This is a genomic window from Amycolatopsis sp. NPDC101161, assembly GCF_044768185.1.
Taxonomy (GTDB): Bacteria; Actinomycetota; Actinomycetes; order Mycobacteriales; family Pseudonocardiaceae; genus Amycolatopsis.
Map to the genome: position 1 here is coordinate 163,868 of NZ_JBIWPI010000003.1, position 15,794 is coordinate 179,661.

A 15,794-nucleotide genomic window follows, 5' to 3' on the forward strand; every position below is an offset into this window, starting at 1 on the left:
TCCGAAAGCAGCAGGGAATCCGTTACCCGTGATTGAGATACCGAACCGGTGGGTAGCAAACCCACAGTCCCCCGGGGAGGTGAACGTGGAAGAGCACGGAGCGGACGGGTGGCGGTACCGCGGCACGATTTCGCCACGGACTCTGCCGAGCTTGCGGCGGCACCTGGTTTCATGGCTGCGCAGACGCGCCGGCGACGAGGTCGGGCGGCAGGCCGACGACGTCGTCCTGGCCTGCTGGGAAGCGATGGCCAACGTGCTGGACCACGCCTACCACGGCCGGCCGGGGCTGATCGACGTGCGCGCGCGGATCGACGAGGACGTGCTGGTCGTGACGGTCGCCGACCAGGGGCGCTGGACGTCGGTCACCGAGCGCGCCGATCGGGGCCGCGGCCTGCGGCTGATCCAGGCGCTGGTCGACGGGCTCGACATGCGCTCGACGGACGACGGCACGGTGATCACGCTGACCTGGCCCTTCCCGGCCCGCCGCACCGCCTGAGCGTCAGTCCGCCGAGGACAGTCCTTCGACGAACCGGGTCGCGACCTCCCGCAGCTTCACGTTGGTGTGCTGCGACTCCGCGATCAGGCGTTTCATGGCGTCGTCGGCGCTCACCCGGTGCACGGCCATCAGGATGCCCTTGGCCTGCTCGATCACCGCCCGCGAGCTCATCGCCGTCTCGAGCTCGGCGACGCGGCGGCGGGCGTTCAGGTAGCGGCGCGTGGAGCGCAGGCCGAACGAGACGATCGTCGTGTAGAGCGCCAGCAGCCGCGAGTCGGTCTCGGCGAAGCCGTGGTCGCCGTAGCCGAAGAGGTTCAGCGCGCCGCCGAGGGAGTCGTCCACGCGCAGCGGCGCGGCGAGGTAGCTGCCGACGCCACGGCCGCGGGCGTAGCTGGTGAACTCGGGCCAGACCGCGCCGGCCGTGACGAGCGGCAGCCGGACGATCTCACCGGTCGCGGCCGCCCGCAGGCAGGGTCCCTCGCCCGCCGCGTACTGGACGCGGTCGATCTCGACGGCGCGCTCGTCGGTCGAGGCGGCGGTTTCCGGCTCACCGTCGCGGATCGCGGTGATGCTGGCCATGTCGGCCCCCGGCACGGCCCGGACGGCTTCGGCGCAGACCGCGCCGAGGATCTCGGTCTCGGACGGCTCGCTCTCGAGGGCGCTCGTGAGGTCCGCCATCGCCGCGGTCAGCTCGTCGAGGTGCTCGGGCGGGATCGGTTCACCGGTCACCGCAGTCACCTCCGTCCCGGCTCATGCGGCGAACGATACCCGCGCCGGCGGTTCGGGACGGAGCGGTGGCACCGGCCCGGCGCTCGCTGTTGAACGTCGTGGGTCGGACGCCGGGGCCACCTGGCGACGGCCGGCGACACAACCCACCGGCGACCGCCGCTCCCGCCCGCTTACCCCGTCGGCCGGTGACCAACCCTCAGCGGATCGTCACTTTCGCGACCTGGGTCAGGCCGGACACGCGCAGGACGCGGTCGAGCAGGCGGGGCGCGATCAGGCCCAGCTGGTGGTCGGCGGCCCGGTCGAACAGGGCGGCGATGCCGGCGCTGTCGAGGTAGGTCACCCCGGTCAGGTCGACGGTCAGCGGGGCCCCGGTCGCCAGTTCGCGCTCCAGCGCGGCGCTGAACTCCCCGGCGTTGCTCGTGTCGATCTCCCCGGTCGCGGTCAGGATCCGGTCTCCGTCGTCGCCCGCGGAGGCGACCAGCGTGAGTGCCGTGGTCACGAACCGATTCTCCATTCCAGCGTGACGGTGGTGCCGGTCGTGTCGTGCCGGACGGCGACCGCGTCGGCGAGTGCCTCCATCATCGGCATCCCGCGGCCGCGCAGCACGTGGTTGTCCGGCGGGGGTTGCTTCCAGTGCCCGCGGTCGGTCACCGTGACGACCAGGTGCGCGCCGGCGAAGCGGGCCGACAGGTGCGCGGTCCCCTCGGCGCCGGGGTAGGCGTGCTCGACGGCGTTCGCGCAGGCCTCGCCCGCGGCGACGAGGACGTCCTGCGCCAGCTCCTCCCCGAGCGAAGCGGTGCCCAGCCAGGCACGCAGCCACTGGCGGGTCGAGGCGAGGCTGTCCGGGTGCGCCGGGAAGTCCAGCTCCAGCGGCGGCACCGACCGGCGGTAGAGCAGCAGCGCGACGTCGTCCTCGTAGCCGTCCGCCGGCCGCAGCCGGCCCATCAGCGTGGTGGCCAGGTCGGCGAGGTCGGCGTCCCGCGCGCCGTGGGCGACCGACGTCGCCCGGTCGATGCCGTCGTCCAGCGCCTCGCGGCGGCGCTCGACGAGGCCGTCGGTGTAGAGCATCAGCAGCGAGCCGACCGGGACGACCGCCGTGGCCTCCGGGCGGTCGGCGGGGACGCGGACCGCGAGCGGCACGCTGCCGCCCGCGTCGAGGAACTCCGCCGAGCCGTCCTGGTGCACCAGCGTGGCGGGCGGGTGCCCGGCGCTGCTGTAGGTGAGCGTGCCGGTGGCGGGGTCGAGGACGCCGCAGAACACGGTGGTGCACAAGGCACCCGGCAGCCGGTCGGCGAAGCGGTCGAGCGTGGTCAGCGTGTGCGCCGGGCCGTTGGCCTCCAGCAGCAGCGCGCGGCAGGCGCTGCGCAGCTGGCCCATCACCGCGGCCGCCGCGAGCCCCCGGCCGACGCAGTCGCCGACGACGATGCCGATCCGGTCGCCCGACAGCGGGACGACGTCGTACCAGTCGCCGCCCACCTCCAGCGGCGGGTTCGCCGGTTCGTAGCGCACCGCGAAGCCGTCCGGCAGCAGGGCCGGGCCGAGGATCGAGCGCTGCAGGGCGATGGCGACCTCGCGCTGCCGGTCGTCGCGGTGGGCGCGGCGCAGCGCGTGCGCCAGCGTCCCGGCCAGCAACGCCAGCAGCGTCCGGTCCTCGATGCCGAGCGGGCGGGCCGGTTCCGGTTCCACCCAGAGCGTCAGCCGGCCACCGGGGTGGTCCAGCGTGGCGCCCGCGCCGCCTTCCGCGGGCGTCGCGTGCAACGCGGGGAGGGACCGGACTTCGCCGAGCTTCGCGCGCAGCGGCGCGGCCAGGTCGGTCCACCGCCGGTCGCCCGCGTCGGTGGACGCCAGCTCCGGTTCGCCGTCGGGCACCCAGGTCACGGCGAGCACGCGCTCGGCCTGCCACAGCTCGCGCAGCAGGTCCAGCGCCGTCCGGAGCACGTCGGGCACCCCGCTGACGCCGGCCAGGCGCTGGTTCATCGCGGCCAGCGCGGTTTCCCGCTGCACGGCGTAGCGCTCGGCCGTGACGTCGCGGATCGTGCCGACGAGCCGGCGGCGGCCCTCGTCGTCGTGCAGCTCGTTGTAGGCGATGGCGGCCCACACCCGGTGCCCGTCGCGGTGGCGCAGCGGCAGCACGAAGCTCCCCGACGGCTCGGTCCGCGACCGGCCCAGCGCCTCGGCGACCTGCTGGTGGGCGACCGGGTCGTCGTCCCGGGGCGGCACCCACGGGAACGGCGGGGAGTAGGGCAGCCCGGCGGGCCCGAAGCCGATCAGGTCGGTGCACGCGGCGTTCATCTCCACGATCCGCCCGTCGGCGTCGCAGACGAAGAAGCCCTCCTGCATCGACTCGATCATCGCCGCGCGCCACCGCGAATGCTGCGTCCGCAGGCGGGCCAGCCGGATGGTCGTGCGGACGCGGGCGAGCAGCTCGCGCGCGGAGAACGGCTTGACGAGGTAGTCGTCGGCCCCGGCGGCCAGCCCGTCGACGGCGGCCTCCTGCCCCGCGCGGGCGGACAGCAGCAGCACGGGCACCGCGGCGGTGCGCGGGTCCCGGCGCAGCTCGTCGAGCAGGCCGAGGCCGTCCAGCCGCGGCATCATCACGTCGCTGATGATCAGCTCGGGCGGCTCGGCGGACGCGGCGGCGAACGCCTCGACGCCGTCGCGGACCGCGGTGACCGCGTAGTCCTCGCGCAGCAGCCGGGTCAGGTAGTCGCGCATGTCCGCGTTGTCGTCGGCGATCAGCACCCGGGCCCCCGCGGCCGGGGCGGGGGCTTCCGCGGCCGTCGGTTCGGGTTCGCCGTCCGGCAGCCAGCGCAGCGCCTCCTGCACGTACGGCTCGACGGTCTCCGCGGCGAGCCCGCCCGCCGACGGCCCCGGGGCGAGGTGCTCGGCGGGCAGGTGCCGGGTGCCCAGCGGCAGCCGGATCCGGAACGTCGTGCCCTCGCCGGGGGTGCTCTCGACGGCGACCGAGCCGCCGTGCATGCCGACGAGCTCGCGCACCAGCGCCAGGCCGATCCCGCTGCCCTCGTTCGAGCGCGACCGCGCCGACGGGATCCGGTGGAACCGCTCGAACAGCCGGGGCAGCTCGGCGGCGTCGATCCCGATCCCGGTGTCGGACACGGTGATCGCGGCGTGCTCGCCGTCGAGCGCGGTGCGCACCCCGATCTCGCCGTCGAAGGTGTACTTCACCGCGTTGGACAGCAGGTTGAGGACGACCTTCTCCCACATTCCGCGGTCGACGTGCACCGGCGTGCCCAACGGCGGGCAGCTGACTTCGAACCGCAGCCCGGCCCGCTCGACGGCGGCGCGGAAGACGCTCGCCAGCTCCGCGGTGAACGCCGAGAGGTCGACCGGCTCGAAGCGCGCCTGCATCCGGCCCGCTTCGATCCGCGAGAAGTCGAGCAGGTTGTTCACCAGCCGGCCCAGCCGCAGCGCGTTGCGGTGGATGACGGCGACCTCTTCGCGGACGCGCTCGTCCGCGTCTTCCAGCGTCTTGTCCAGCTCGGCGACCGGGCCGAGGATCAGCGTGAGCGGGGTCCGGAACTCGTGGCTGATGTTGGCGAAGAACGTCGTCTTCGCCGCGTCCAGCGCGGTCAGCTCCTCGGCGCGCCGCTGCTGGGCCTGGTAGGCGAGCGCGCCGTTGACCAGCGCCGCCGTCTGCTGGGCGACCAGCCCGAGGAAGGTCCGGTAGGACTCGTCGAGCGCGCGTCCGGCGCTCGCGGCGAGCACGATCACGCCGACGGCCGCGGTGCCGGGGGCGCCCGCCAGCGGCAGGACCATCGCCTCGGTGGGCGGGGTGGACCAGTCGCCCGAAGGCAGCTCGCCGAACGTCGTCGTCAGGTCGGGGACGGTCCGCGGGGTGCCGTCGGCGAGCACCTCTTCGAGCGGCCAGCCGCCGGGGTGCCCGGTCCCGCCGGGCGTGGCGGCCGCGAGGGTGAGCTCGCCGTCGTCTTCGCGGACGTGGATCGCGGAGTACGGGACGTCGGCGCCGGCGCGCCCGAGCACCCCGGCGACCAGCTCGCAGGCCTCGCCGACGGTGCGGGCGATGCCGGCCTGGGCGCCGAGCTCGCGCAGCGCGGCCATCCGGCGTTCGCCGATCACGCGCTCGGTCGTGTCGGTGACCGCGGTGAACACCGCGCGCACGGCGCCTTCGTCGTCGTGGACCGGGCTGTAGGAGTAGGTCCAGTAGGTCTCTTCCCAGTAGCCGTGCCGGTTCATCGGCAGCAGCAGGTCCTCCGACCAGGTCGCCTCGCCGGTGGCCATCACGCTGTCGAGCATCGGGCCGATGATGTGCCAGATCTCGTCCCAGACCCGCGCGCCCGGCTTGTCCAGCGCGGGGTGCTTGGTGCCCAGCAGCGGCAGGTAGGCGTCGTTGTAGAGGAACCGGAGGTCCGGACCCCACCAGACGATCATCGGGAAGCGCGAGGTGAGGCAGATCCGCACGGCCGTCGTCAGGCTCGCCGGCCAGCCCGCCGGTTCCCCGAGGGGCGACGACGCCCAGTCGAACTCCCGCATCCGGGCGGCCATCTGGCTGGTACCCGGGAAGACGGCCCGCTGGCCGGATTCCTCGCCGACGGTCATCACACTCCCGATCACACGGCCCCGGCTGAGCCTACCCGTCCGGGATGGACGCCGCCGTGCGCGCGAACCCGCGCGCCCGGGGGACGCCTTGTCAGCCGAGCCAGGTCATCGTGACCGTCGTGCCGTCCTCGCGGTGCACCTGCGCGCTGTGGTCGGCGAGGCTGTCGATGAGCAGCAGGCCGCGGCCGCGCAGGCCGTTCGTCGCGGCGGGGGTGCGCCAGGCGCCGTAGTCGGTGACCGTCACCGTCAGCCGCCCGTTCAGCGCTTCGGCGCGGACGTCGACCTGGCCCGGTTCGCCGGTGCGGTAGGCGTGCTCGGCGGAGTTGGCCATCGCCTCGTAGCCCGCCAGGACGACGTCCTCGCGGCGTTCTTCGCTCAGGCTGAGAGTGCCCAGCCAGTCCGCCAGCGCTTCGCGCAGCTCCGGCAGCCGGTCGGCCACCGCGGCGATGCGCCGGTGGAACGACGTGGGCGGCGCGGGCGCGTCCGGCGGGAGGGGGTCCGTCATGCTGGGTCCTCTCCGCGGTGGCGCACGTGGATCAGGGCGATGTCGTCGTCGTGCCGGCCGAGGGTCAGCTCGGCCACGAGCTTGTCCCACGCCACGCCGAGATCGGCCGCGGCGAGGAGGGCGGGGATGCCGGCCAGCAGCCATTCCACCCCGAGGGTGAGGTCGCGCGTGCGGCTTTCGACCAGCCCGTCGGTGTAGAGCACCAGCTCCGCGCCGGGCGGGAACCCGGTGCTGCGCTGGGGGAACTCCGCGCCGACGCCGAGCGGTTGCGCCAGCGCCTCGCCGATCTGCTCCGGCCCGCCGTCCGGGCGGACCAGGATCGCCGGCAGGTGGCCGGCGTTGGCGAACGTCAGCGTGCCGTCGGCCGGGCGGTGGACCGCGTAGAAGCAGGTGACGAAGCTTTCGCCGAACAGCCCGCCGGTCAGCGCCGAGACGTTGCGCAGCACCTCCGACGGCGGCAGCTCGAGCAGCGCGTAGCAGCGGATGGCCGTGCGCACCTGGCCCATCACGGTCGCGGCCGTGACGCCGTGGCCGACGACGTCGCCGATGACGAACGCGGTCGCGCCGGACGGGAGCGCGATGACGTCGAACCAGTCGCCGCCCACCTTGCTCCCGGTCGCCGCGGGCAGGTACCGGGTGACGACGTCGAGGCCGGGGATCGGCGGCGCGACCGGCAGCATGCTGCGCGACAGCTCCGAAACGAGGGTGCGTTCGCGCTCGTACAGCCGGGCGTTGTCGAGCGCGATGGCCGAGTAGGCGGCGATGCCCTCGGCGAGGTACTCGTGCCGCGCGGTGAACCGGTCCGGCGCGGAGTGGCCGAAGAAGAACCCGCCCAGCACGTCCCCGCTGGTCGGGCTGATCGCCGACACGGCCAGGTAGCTGCACACCGGCAGGTGGCCGTCCGGCATCCCGTGGTGCGGCGAGTTCCGCCCGAACCGCGGGTCCTTCGTGATGTCGGGGCTGCGCACGGTGCCGGCGCCGTCGAAGGTCGGCGCGAACACGTCGGTGTTGCGCGGCATGGGAAAGCGCTCGAACACCTCCCGCGGCACGCCCGAAATCGTGTACAGCGTGTAGGACTCGCCGACCTCGTCGACGAGGTTGTAGAAGAACGCGCCGAACTCGGCGCCGGTCGCCTTGGTGGCGGCGTCGGTGGCGTCCTGCACGATCCGGTCGATGTCCAGCTGCGCGGTCAGCTCGCGGCCGGTGGAGTGCAGCGCGTCGAGCACCGCCGCTTCGCCGCGCATCCGGCGCAGGGAGCACACCAGGTGCGCGGTCGCGGCGTCGACCGCGGCGGCGAGGGCCGACGGTGCCCCGGCGACCTCGCCGGTGGTGTGGACCAAGGCGTCCCGGCCGTCGCCGGCGACGGCGATCGCGGCGGTGGTTTCCCGGCCCGGCACCAGCTCCGCGAGCAGCGCGGGGTCGGTCACGGCCGCCGCGACGCGGTCGCCGAGCACCGCGCGCGCTTCGGCGGGGTCCAGGAGCCGGACTTCGGTCGGGACCGGGGAGCCGGAGGCGTCGACGAAGGCCCGGCGCACGGCGTCGAGCAGTCCGTCGAACTCCGGGGCGGTCATCCGGCGGCCAGCGCCTCGGCCAGGGACGGGTAGATGGCCAGCTCGTCGGTCAGCCGGGTCAGCTCCAGCGGACGCAGGGTGATCCGGCCGGCGGCCACCACCCGCAGCGGCGCGGGCACCGTCCGCTTGCGGTGCGCCCGCACGAGCTCGGCCATCCCGGCCGAGGCCAGGAAGGTGACGCCGGTCAGGTCGATGACGAGCACCGCGGGCTCCAGTCGCGCGGCGCGCTCGGCGAGCTGCCGGAGCTTCGGTGCCAGGGCGAGGTCGAGTGCGCCGTCGACGCGCAGCACGGCGGTGCCGTCGCGGTGGTCCAGCGCCACCGTGCCCGCTGAGCTGGCGGCGTCTCCGAGGGTGTTCCCGGTCGCGTCCGTTTCGGCCATGCCGCCCATCCTGCCTGGTCCCGGACGGCGCGGAAAGCCGAAGGGGGTGCTGAGACGGCGGTGGCCGCGCGGTACGGGCATGATTGACACCGGTTGAGCAAACAGCCTTCGTGATCACGCGCGCCCGCCGGAAGTTCCGCGGCGCGGCCGAAGGCGAGGAGAAGAACACGATGACGGAGCACACCAACACTGAGGGCCCGGCCACCGCTGTGCCATTCGGCGAATTCCGGATCGCCCGAACGGAGCAGGGCGGCGCGGTCGTCGTCGAGGTGGCCGGAGACGTGGACACGACCACCGCGCCGGCTCTCGTGCAGGCCGCGGAAGAGGCGCTGGCGTCGGCACCGCCGCTGCTGGTCGTCGACCTGACCCGGGTGGAATTCCTCGCCTCACCCGGGCTGACGGCGTTGCTGACCATCCACCGCGACGCCGGTCCCGGCACCGTGGTGCGGATCGTCGCGTCCGGCCGGGCGACCCTGCGCCCGATCCAGCTGACCGGGCTCGAAGACAGCCTCTCGCTGTTCCCGACCCGCGAGGCGGCGCTGACCGCGTCCTGAGGTCAGTCCCGGCCGGGTCAGCAGCCGGCCGGGGCAGCCTGGCGCTGGATGGCGAGCAGGGCGACGTCGTCCTGGGCGGGCCGGTTGCCGATCATCGAGGCCATCAGCTGCGCGCAGACCCGTTCCGGGTCGCCGGCGCGCAGGGTTTCCGCCAGCTGCCGCATGCCGGTGTCCACCGGCCGGTCCCGGCGTTCGACCAGGCCGTCGGTGTAGAACGCCAGCACGCTTTCCGGCGGCAGGTCGATCACGGTCGTGTGCCGCTGCGGCCGGCCGATGGTCAACCCGATCGGGGGATCCGGCCGCACGCCCAGCAGCCGGCCCGGCTCACCCGGCAGGGCCTGCGCGGGCGGCAGGTGCCCGGCGAGCGACAGGGCGATCGCCTCCCGGCCCGGCCCGACGATCCCGTAGGCGACGGTGGCCATCGCGCCGTGCTCGAAGTGGTTGGCTTTGCGGTCGAGCTTGGCGAGCACCTCGTCGGGGCTTTCGCAGTCGAGGGCGTACGCGCGCAGGGCGCTGCGCAGCCGGCCCATGATCACGGCGGCCTCCAGCCCGTGGCCGGAGACGTCGCCCATCACGACGCCGAGCCGGTCGCCGGGCAGGACGAACAGGTCGTACCAGTCGCCGCCGAGCCCGGTTTCCGCGCCGGGGACGTACCGCGCGCCGAAAGCGAGGCCGGGCACCTCGGGCAGGCTGCTGGGCAGCAGGCTGCGCTGCAGCGCCATGGTGGCGGTGCGGTTCTCTTCCAGCGCTTCGACCTGGATCGCCATCGCGAGGCGGTCCGCGAGCAGCTGCATCGTCACCACTTCGGCTTCGCCGAACGCCCGCGGCTCGACGGACCCGACGTGCAGCACCCCGACGAGCTCGGGCCCGGCGACCATCGGCACGCCGAGCATCGAGCGCAGTCCCCGTTCCCACAGCAGGGAGTTCACGACCGTCGTCTCGTCGACGTGGTCGAGGACGACGGGCTGCCGCTCGAGGGCCACCCGGCCGGCGAACCCGCTGCCGACCGGCACCCGGACGCCCTGGTGGACCTCCTCTTCGATGCCGGCCGCGGCGAAGGCCACCAGCTGGCGGCCGCTGGGCTGGTACCGCAGCACGGTCGCGGTGTCGACGTCCATGACCTCGCGCAGGCGCTGCAGGGTCTCGGCGAGCAAGTCGGCCAGCCCCAGGTGTTCGGCGGGTACGCCGATGATCTTCTCCAGCTGCTGCAGCCGGTCGTGGGCGCCGAGACTCCGGGACATGGAAAGACCCTAGCCGGAACTCCTTTGCGCGCCTAACCATCCCGGGTTTCGACGGCGGGTCCCCGGGGGTAACCACCCGGGCGTGAGCGTCGACTTGGAGTGGGTGGCCGTGCTGCGCCACGGCCAGAGCACCGGGAACGTGGCCAGGGAAGAGGCGGAGTCGGCGGAGGCGGATGTGATCGACATCGCCGAGCGCGACGCCGACGTGCCGCTGACCGACCTCGGCCGCGAGCAGGCGAAGGCGGCGGGGGAGTTCCTCTCCGAGCGGCCGCCGGACCTGGTGGTCACCTCGACCTACCGCCGGGCCTGGGACACCGCGCTGCTGGCCGTGCCGGACGGCGTTCCCATCGTGCCCGACGAACGGCTGCGCGACCGCGAGCTCGGCGTGCTGGACCTGCTGACGTCGCACGGCGTCCGCGAACGCTGGCCCGACGAGCTGCGGCGCAAGCGGCGGCTGGGCAAGTTCTACTACCGCCCGCCGGGCGGGGAGTCCTGGGCGGACGTCGTGCTGCGGCTGCGGTCGCTGATGCGCGAGCTGAGCCAGGACCACGGCGGCAAGCGCGTGCTGCTGGCCGCGCACGAAATGACCGTCTTCGCCCTGCGCTACCTGCTCGAAGGCCTGCCGGAGCCCGATCTGCTGCGCGCGGCGAACACCACCGAGGTCCCGAACGGGTCGGTGACGGCGTGGGAGCGCGACCGCGACGGCGGCTTCACCATGGTGCTGGCCCAGGAGGTCGGCCACCTGCACGCCACCGGTACCCCGCCCACGGCGGACGACGATGCCGCCGAGCAGCTCTCCTGACCCGGCGCCGATCAGCCCCGCCCTGTTGCGGGAGGAGCGGATCGGCACCGAGGACCGCGGCACCGTGCTCGTGCTCGGGGGCGCCCGGACCGTCCCGGGAGCGCCGGCGCTGTCCGGGACCGCCGCCCTGCGCGCCGGCGCCGGGACACTTCAGCTCGCGGTGAGCGAACGGCACGCGGGCGCGCTCGGGGTGTCGGTGCCCGAGTCGTCGGTGTTCGGGCTGCCGGAAACGGACTCCGGAGCGATCGGCGGGGACGCCGTCGACCGGCTGGCCGACGTGCTTCCCGGCGCCGGCACGCTCGTGGTCGGCCCCGGGCTCACCGGCGCCGCCGAAACCGAGGACCTGTTGCGCCGCTTGGTACCCGCCGTCGCGCCGGACGCCCGCGTGGTGCTCGACGCCTTCGCGCTCGGCGCGCTGAGCCGGGCTCCGGAGCTGGCGAAGCCCTTGTCGGGCCGGCTCGTGCTGACGCCCAACCGCACCGAAGCCGCCTTCCTCGACGACTGCGCCGAAGAAGACGTCGACGACCTCGAGACCGCGGTCCGGATCGCCGGCCGGTACGACGCCGTCGTGCTGCTCTTCGGGGTGGTCGCCGAGCCCGGCGGGCGGACCTGGCGGGACGGCAGCGGCCACATCGGGCTGGCGACGTCCGGCAGCGGCGACGTCCTGGCCGGGTTGACCGGCGGCTTCCTCGCCCGCGGCGCGGACCTCGGCCAGGCCGCCCGCTGGGCGACGCACGTCCACGCCGTGGCGGGCCAGCGGCTGATCCCGGACACCGGCCGCACCGGCCTGCTGGCCCGCGAGCTGGTGGCCGAGATCCCGCGGGTGATCGCCGAGCTGGAGCGCTGACTACCGCTGGGCGGTGGGCCGCACGACGACCTCGTTGACGTCGACGCCCTCCGGCTGCCCGATCGCGTAGGAGATCGCCCCGGCGATGGTGTCCGCCGGCAGCGTCACCGCGCGGTAGGTCCGCATCGCTTCGCGCGCACCGGGTTCGGTGATGGAGTCGGCCAGTTCGGACTCGACGACGCCGGGCGAGACGGTCGTGACGCGGACGCCGGGGCCGGCCTCCAGGCGCAGGCCTTCGGTGATCGCGCGCGCGGCGTACTTCGTGCCGCAGTAGACCGCGGCCGTCGGCACGACCTCGTGCGCGCCGGTCGAGGCGATCGTCACGAAGTGCCCCGAACCCTGCCGCTCGAAGTGCGGCAGGACGGCCGCGATCCCGTGCAGCAGGCCGCGGACGTTGACGTCGATCATCCGGTCCCACTCCTCGACGTGCCGCGAGTCCAACCGCGACAACGGCATCACGCCGGCGTTGGCGACGAACACGTCGAGCCGGCCGTGCGCCTCGACGGCGGCGTCGGCGAAGGCGGCGACCTCCGCGCGGTCGGTGACGTCGAGGCGGTGCACGTCGGCGGTGCCGCCGGCGTCGTGGATCTCCTTCGCCAGCGCGGTCAGCCGGTCTTCCCGGCGGGCGCCGAGCACGACGTGGTGGCCTTCGCCGGCCAGCCGCAGCGCGGTGGCGTGGCCGATGCCGCTGCTGGCGCCGGTGATCAGGACGGTCTTCTTCACTGGGTTCCTTCCGGGAAGTCGGCGCCGAGGGTGGTCTCGCGCCAGGTGTCGAAGCCGGCCCGCAGGGTGTCGAGCCGGGCGGTCGCGATGTCGTAGGCGGCCTTGCCGAGCAGCAGCCGCAGCGGCGGTTCTTCGGCGTCGACGGCGGTGAGGATCGCTTCGGCCGCGCGGACCGGGTCGCCGGGCTGGTGGCCGTAGGTGGCGGTGGTCGCCGCGCGGCGCGCGCCGGCCGTCTCGGCGTAGTCGTCGATGCGGACCGCCGACTGCCGCATCGAGGGTCCGGACCAGTTGGTGCGGAACGCGGCGGGCTCGACGATCGTCACGTTGATGCCCAGCGGCGCCACCTCGGCGGCGAGGGATTCGGAAAGCCCTTCCACGGCGAACTTCGTCGCGTGGTAGTAGCCGGTGGCGCCGAAGGCGGCCAGGCCGCCGAGCGACGACACGTTCACGACGTGCCCGCTCCGCCGGGCGCGCATGCCCGGCAGCACCGCCCGGGTGACGTCGGCGAGGCCGAACACGTTGGCGTCGAACAGGTTCCGGACCTCGGCGTCCTCGCCTTCCTCGATCGCGGCGAGGTAGCCGTAGCCGGCGTTGTTGACCAGGACGTCGATCCGGCCGAACGCGCTTTCGGCGCGCTCGACCGCGTCGGTGACCTGCGCGTGGTCGGTGACGTCGAGCGGCAGGGCGAGCGCGCGGTCGCCGTGCTTCGCGACCAGGTCGGCGACGCTCGCCGGGTCGCGAGCCGTGACGGCGGCGCGCAGGCCGCGGTCGAGCACGGCTTCGGCCAGGGCGCGGCCGAGGCCGGTGGAGCAGCCGGTGATGAACCAGTTTTCGGGCACGACGAAGTACTCCGTCCATGGTGGATAGTCGGAAAAGGGGGTTCAGGAAGCGGCGAGGCTGCCCAGCAGGGCGAGCGCGGCTTCCGAGGAGCTACCGGGCTCGGCCTGGTAGACGATGAGCTGCTGGCCGGGCGCGCTGTTGACGGTCAGCGCCTCGTAGCTGAGCGTCAGCTCACCGACCTGCGGGTGGTGGAACCGCTTGGTTTCGTGCGTCTTCTGCCGGATGTCGTGGCGCGCCCACAGCCGGCGGAAGTCGGCGCTCTTGACCGACAGCTCACCGACCGTCTCGATGAGCCGCGGGTCGTCCGGGTCGATCCCGGCGGCCACCCGCAGGCCGCCGACGGTGTTGACCGCCACGCGCTCCCAGTCCGGGTAGAACTCGCGCGCGTCCGGGTCGAGGAACACCAGCCGGACGAGGTCATCGCTGTGGGTGTGCCCGGCGAACAGCGCCTCGCCCAGCGCGTTGTGCGCGAGCACCTCGAGGCAGCGACCGAGCACCAGCGCGGGCGTGTCCGGCCAGCCGTCCATCAGGCGCAGGAGGTTCGGGCTGACCTGCTCCCGGCGTCGCTGGCGGCGGCGTTTCGGAGCGGGCTGGGCCAGCCGGTGCAGGTGGGCGGTGGCGTCCTCGTCGAGGGCCAGCCCGTGGGCCAGCGCGTCGAGGACCTGCGGCGACGGGTTGCGCTCCCGGCCCTGCTCGAGCCGGACGTAGTAGTCGGTGCTGACGCCGGCCAGCACCGCGACCTCCTCGCGGCGCAGCCCGGCCACCCGGCGCGACCCGCCCGCGGGCAGGCCGAGCTCCTCGGGTCCCACCTGCTCGCGGCGGGCCCGGAGGAACTCCCCGAGCGCGTTTTCCCTGGCCATGATCCGAGGCTAACTCCGATCAGCGGGACTTGGGTGGCCGCGGCGCACCCACCCTCAGGCGAGCCGGATCGGCTCGCCTTGGTGGTCCGGCTGCAGCAGGGTGGCGGTGGCCTTGCGGCCGTCGACGTCGAGCGTCATCACGGCGTTCCCGAAGTGCGGCCCCGAGACGCAGCTCCAGGTCAGCGGCGCGGGCGGGACGCCGACGCGGCGCGCCAGCCCCTCGCTCAGCCGGGTCAGCCCGCGCGCCCAGCCGGCCCGGAACAGCCGGTTCATGTACCAGGGCACGGTGTTGTGCACCGGCGAGCAGGTGAGCTGGTGGACCGGCGCGCCCGGGAGGTCGGCGCGCGCGACGTACGCGTGGTGGACGTCGCCCGAGAGCACGTTCACCGACGCCGGGCCGTCGTCCGCGACCCGGGCGACGAGCCGGGTGAGCCGGTCGAACGAGTCGCGGAACGCCGGCCAGTGCTCGAGGTCGGCGAGCTGGCGGAACCACTCGGAGACCCGCCCGACGAGCCCCGGCCGCGCGCAGAGCCGCTCGTTGACCGACTGCGCGGCCGACAGCGCGGTCGGCAGCAGCCACGGCAGCGACGTGCCGATCAGCAGGTGGTCGAACCCGTCGGCGGTCTGCTCTTCGATCCAGCGGAACTCCTCGTCGCCGACCATCGAGCGCTCGCCGCCGCCGAGGATCCGCCCGGCGCGCGAGTCGATGACCAGCAGCCGGACCGGGCCGAAGTCCCGCCGGTAGGACCACCGGGTGCCCTTGGCGCCGTCGGCTTCCCGGTCGGCCCGGTCGGCGAACTCGCGCAGCAGCCCGGCGTTGTCGATCCCGGACTTCGTCACCTGCTGGAACGTCTCGTCCTCGGCCAGCTCGCGCGGGCCCAGGTTGCCCAGGTGCTGGTAGACCCAGTACGACACGAGCGCGCCGCGGATCCGCTCGGGCCACCACGACTTTCCTGCCATCTGCGCGCGCCACGCCTGCGAGGTGTTCCAGTCGTCGCGGACGTCGTGGTCGTCGAAGATCATCGACGTCGGCACGGTGGACAGCAGCCAGCGCACCGACGGCTCGCACCAGGCCTCGGAGTACAGGTGGCAGTACTCCTCGAAGTCGGCGACCTCCGTGCCGGGCGGTTCTTTCGGGTCGCGCCGGGCGGCGAGCCACTCCTGCGTCGCGTCGGTGGTTTCGTCGGCGTAGACCTGATCGCCCAGCAGGAGCAGCGATTCCGGCCATTCGGCCTCGTCGAGCCCGGCCATCCGGTGGGCGTAGGCGGCGAGCGCGTCCGGGCCGAGCGCGTCCTGCTCCCGCGGCTTGCGGCACGACCCGAACACCAGCCGGAACCGCGGATCGCCCGGCGTCAGCGTCCGGATCCGGCTGGGCGGCAGGTCGCTGCCCGGGTCGGGCCAGACGAGGTCGCCGTCGAGCCGGACTTCGTAGGGCGTGCTGCGTCCCGGCGCCAGCCCGGTGAGCACGACCAGCGCGTAGTGGTGCCCGGACACCTCGAACGTCCGCGCCGCCGCTTCCGCGACCCGGACTTCGCACGGTCCGGCCGTCTCGACCCAGATCGTCGCCGAGGTGGCGTCGACGTGCCGGAGGAGGGGTCCCAGGAGCAGCTCGGTCATGCCCGGATCCTTGCAGCAGCAAGCCAAGCCGGCAGTTCGAAAGGTCCCGAA

The 15,794-nt window shown here is 74.0% G+C and carries 15 protein-coding genes; 4 read left to right on the top strand and 11 right to left on the bottom strand.

What is annotated here, in order from left to right; all coding sequences use genetic code 11:
* Positions 1-85: 85 nt before the first annotated feature.
* A complete protein-coding gene (locus ACIRSS_RS22600) occupies positions 86-496 on the top strand; it encodes an ATP-binding protein (RefSeq protein WP_400897927.1) in 411 nt (136 codons plus the stop codon).
* Positions 497-499: 3 nt separating this feature from the next.
* On the opposite strand, the gene ACIRSS_RS22605 is transcribed toward ACIRSS_RS22600, so the two are convergent.
* The 6 genes from ACIRSS_RS22605 to ACIRSS_RS22630 all read right to left on the bottom strand — a co-directional run bounded on the left by ACIRSS_RS22605 (position 500) and on the right by ACIRSS_RS22630 (position 8,259).
* On the bottom strand, positions 500-1,225 hold the full coding sequence (locus ACIRSS_RS22605; protein WP_400897929.1) for an ANTAR domain-containing protein: 726 nt from the start codon (positions 1,223-1,225) through the stop codon (positions 500-502).
* Between the two features lie 196 nt (positions 1,226-1,421).
* Positions 1,422-1,724: an STAS domain-containing protein gene (locus ACIRSS_RS22610; protein ID WP_400897931.1), complete on the bottom strand. Its 303-nt coding sequence runs from the start codon at positions 1,722-1,724 to the stop codon at positions 1,422-1,424.
* The gene (locus ACIRSS_RS22615; RefSeq protein ID WP_400897933.1) at positions 1,721-5,803 is read right to left on the bottom strand and encodes a SpoIIE family protein phosphatase; all 4,083 of its coding nucleotides are present in this window, start codon (positions 5,801-5,803) and stop codon (positions 1,721-1,723) included. The genes ACIRSS_RS22610 and ACIRSS_RS22615 overlap by 4 nt, the downstream gene beginning before the upstream one ends.
* A gap of 91 nt (positions 5,804-5,894) precedes the next feature.
* Positions 5,895-6,308 (bottom strand): ATP-binding protein, encoded by a 414-nt coding sequence (locus ACIRSS_RS22620; protein ID WP_400897935.1) that lies wholly within the window; start codon positions 6,306-6,308, stop codon positions 5,895-5,897.
* Positions 6,305-7,879, bottom strand: coding sequence for a PP2C family protein-serine/threonine phosphatase (locus ACIRSS_RS22625; RefSeq protein WP_400897937.1), 1,575 nt, complete (start codon positions 7,877-7,879; stop codon positions 6,305-6,307). Before ACIRSS_RS22625 ends, ACIRSS_RS22620 begins: the two co-directional genes overlap by 4 nt.
* The gene (locus tag ACIRSS_RS22630; RefSeq protein WP_400897939.1) at positions 7,876-8,259 is read right to left on the bottom strand and encodes an STAS domain-containing protein; all 384 of its coding nucleotides are present in this window, start codon (positions 8,257-8,259) and stop codon (positions 7,876-7,878) included. Before ACIRSS_RS22630 ends, ACIRSS_RS22625 begins: the two co-directional genes overlap by 4 nt.
* A gap of 110 nt (positions 8,260-8,369) precedes the next feature.
* On the opposite strand from ACIRSS_RS22630, the gene ACIRSS_RS22635 reads away from it, so the two are divergent.
* A complete protein-coding gene (locus ACIRSS_RS22635) occupies positions 8,370-8,813 on the top strand; it encodes an STAS domain-containing protein (protein ID WP_400897941.1) in 444 nt (147 codons plus the stop codon).
* 17 nt (positions 8,814-8,830) lie between these two features.
* Here the strand turns inward: ACIRSS_RS22635 and ACIRSS_RS22640 are convergent, their stop codons facing one another.
* The gene (locus ACIRSS_RS22640; RefSeq protein WP_400897943.1) at positions 8,831-10,054 is read right to left on the bottom strand and encodes a PP2C family protein-serine/threonine phosphatase; all 1,224 of its coding nucleotides are present in this window, start codon (positions 10,052-10,054) and stop codon (positions 8,831-8,833) included.
* An 82-nt stretch (positions 10,055-10,136) separates the two neighbouring features.
* On the opposite strand from ACIRSS_RS22640, the gene ACIRSS_RS22645 reads away from it, so the two are divergent.
* Both ACIRSS_RS22645 and ACIRSS_RS22650 read left to right on the top strand, forming a co-directional pair.
* Complete coding sequence (locus tag ACIRSS_RS22645) at positions 10,137-10,856, top strand: histidine phosphatase family protein (RefSeq protein WP_400897945.1); 720 nt, start codon at positions 10,137-10,139, stop codon at positions 10,854-10,856.
* Positions 10,834-11,703: an NAD(P)H-hydrate dehydratase gene (locus ACIRSS_RS22650; RefSeq protein WP_400897947.1), complete on the top strand. Its 870-nt coding sequence runs from the start codon at positions 10,834-10,836 to the stop codon at positions 11,701-11,703. The genes ACIRSS_RS22645 and ACIRSS_RS22650 overlap by 23 nt, the downstream gene beginning before the upstream one ends.
* Here the strand turns inward: ACIRSS_RS22650 and ACIRSS_RS22655 are convergent, their stop codons facing one another.
* Genes ACIRSS_RS22655 through ACIRSS_RS22670 form a run of 4 tightly spaced genes read right to left on the bottom strand, consistent with a single transcriptional unit; the run spans position 11,704 to position 15,743 of the window.
* Positions 11,704-12,426: an SDR family oxidoreductase gene (locus ACIRSS_RS22655; protein WP_400897949.1), complete on the bottom strand. Its 723-nt coding sequence runs from the start codon at positions 12,424-12,426 to the stop codon at positions 11,704-11,706. It abuts the gene before it with no gap.
* On the bottom strand, positions 12,423-13,265 hold the full coding sequence (locus tag ACIRSS_RS22660; RefSeq protein ID WP_400897951.1) for an oxidoreductase: 843 nt from the start codon (positions 13,263-13,265) through the stop codon (positions 12,423-12,425). Before ACIRSS_RS22660 ends, ACIRSS_RS22655 begins: the two co-directional genes overlap by 4 nt.
* 42 nt (positions 13,266-13,307) lie before the next feature.
* Positions 13,308-14,126 (bottom strand): helix-turn-helix transcriptional regulator, encoded by an 819-nt coding sequence (locus ACIRSS_RS22665; RefSeq protein WP_400897953.1) that lies wholly within the window; start codon positions 14,124-14,126, stop codon positions 13,308-13,310.
* A 54-nt stretch (positions 14,127-14,180) separates the two neighbouring features.
* Positions 14,181-15,743, bottom strand: a complete 1,563-nt coding sequence (locus ACIRSS_RS22670) for an alkaline phosphatase D family protein (RefSeq protein WP_400897955.1) — start codon at positions 15,741-15,743, stop codon at positions 14,181-14,183.
* Positions 15,744-15,794: the final 51 nt, after the last annotated feature.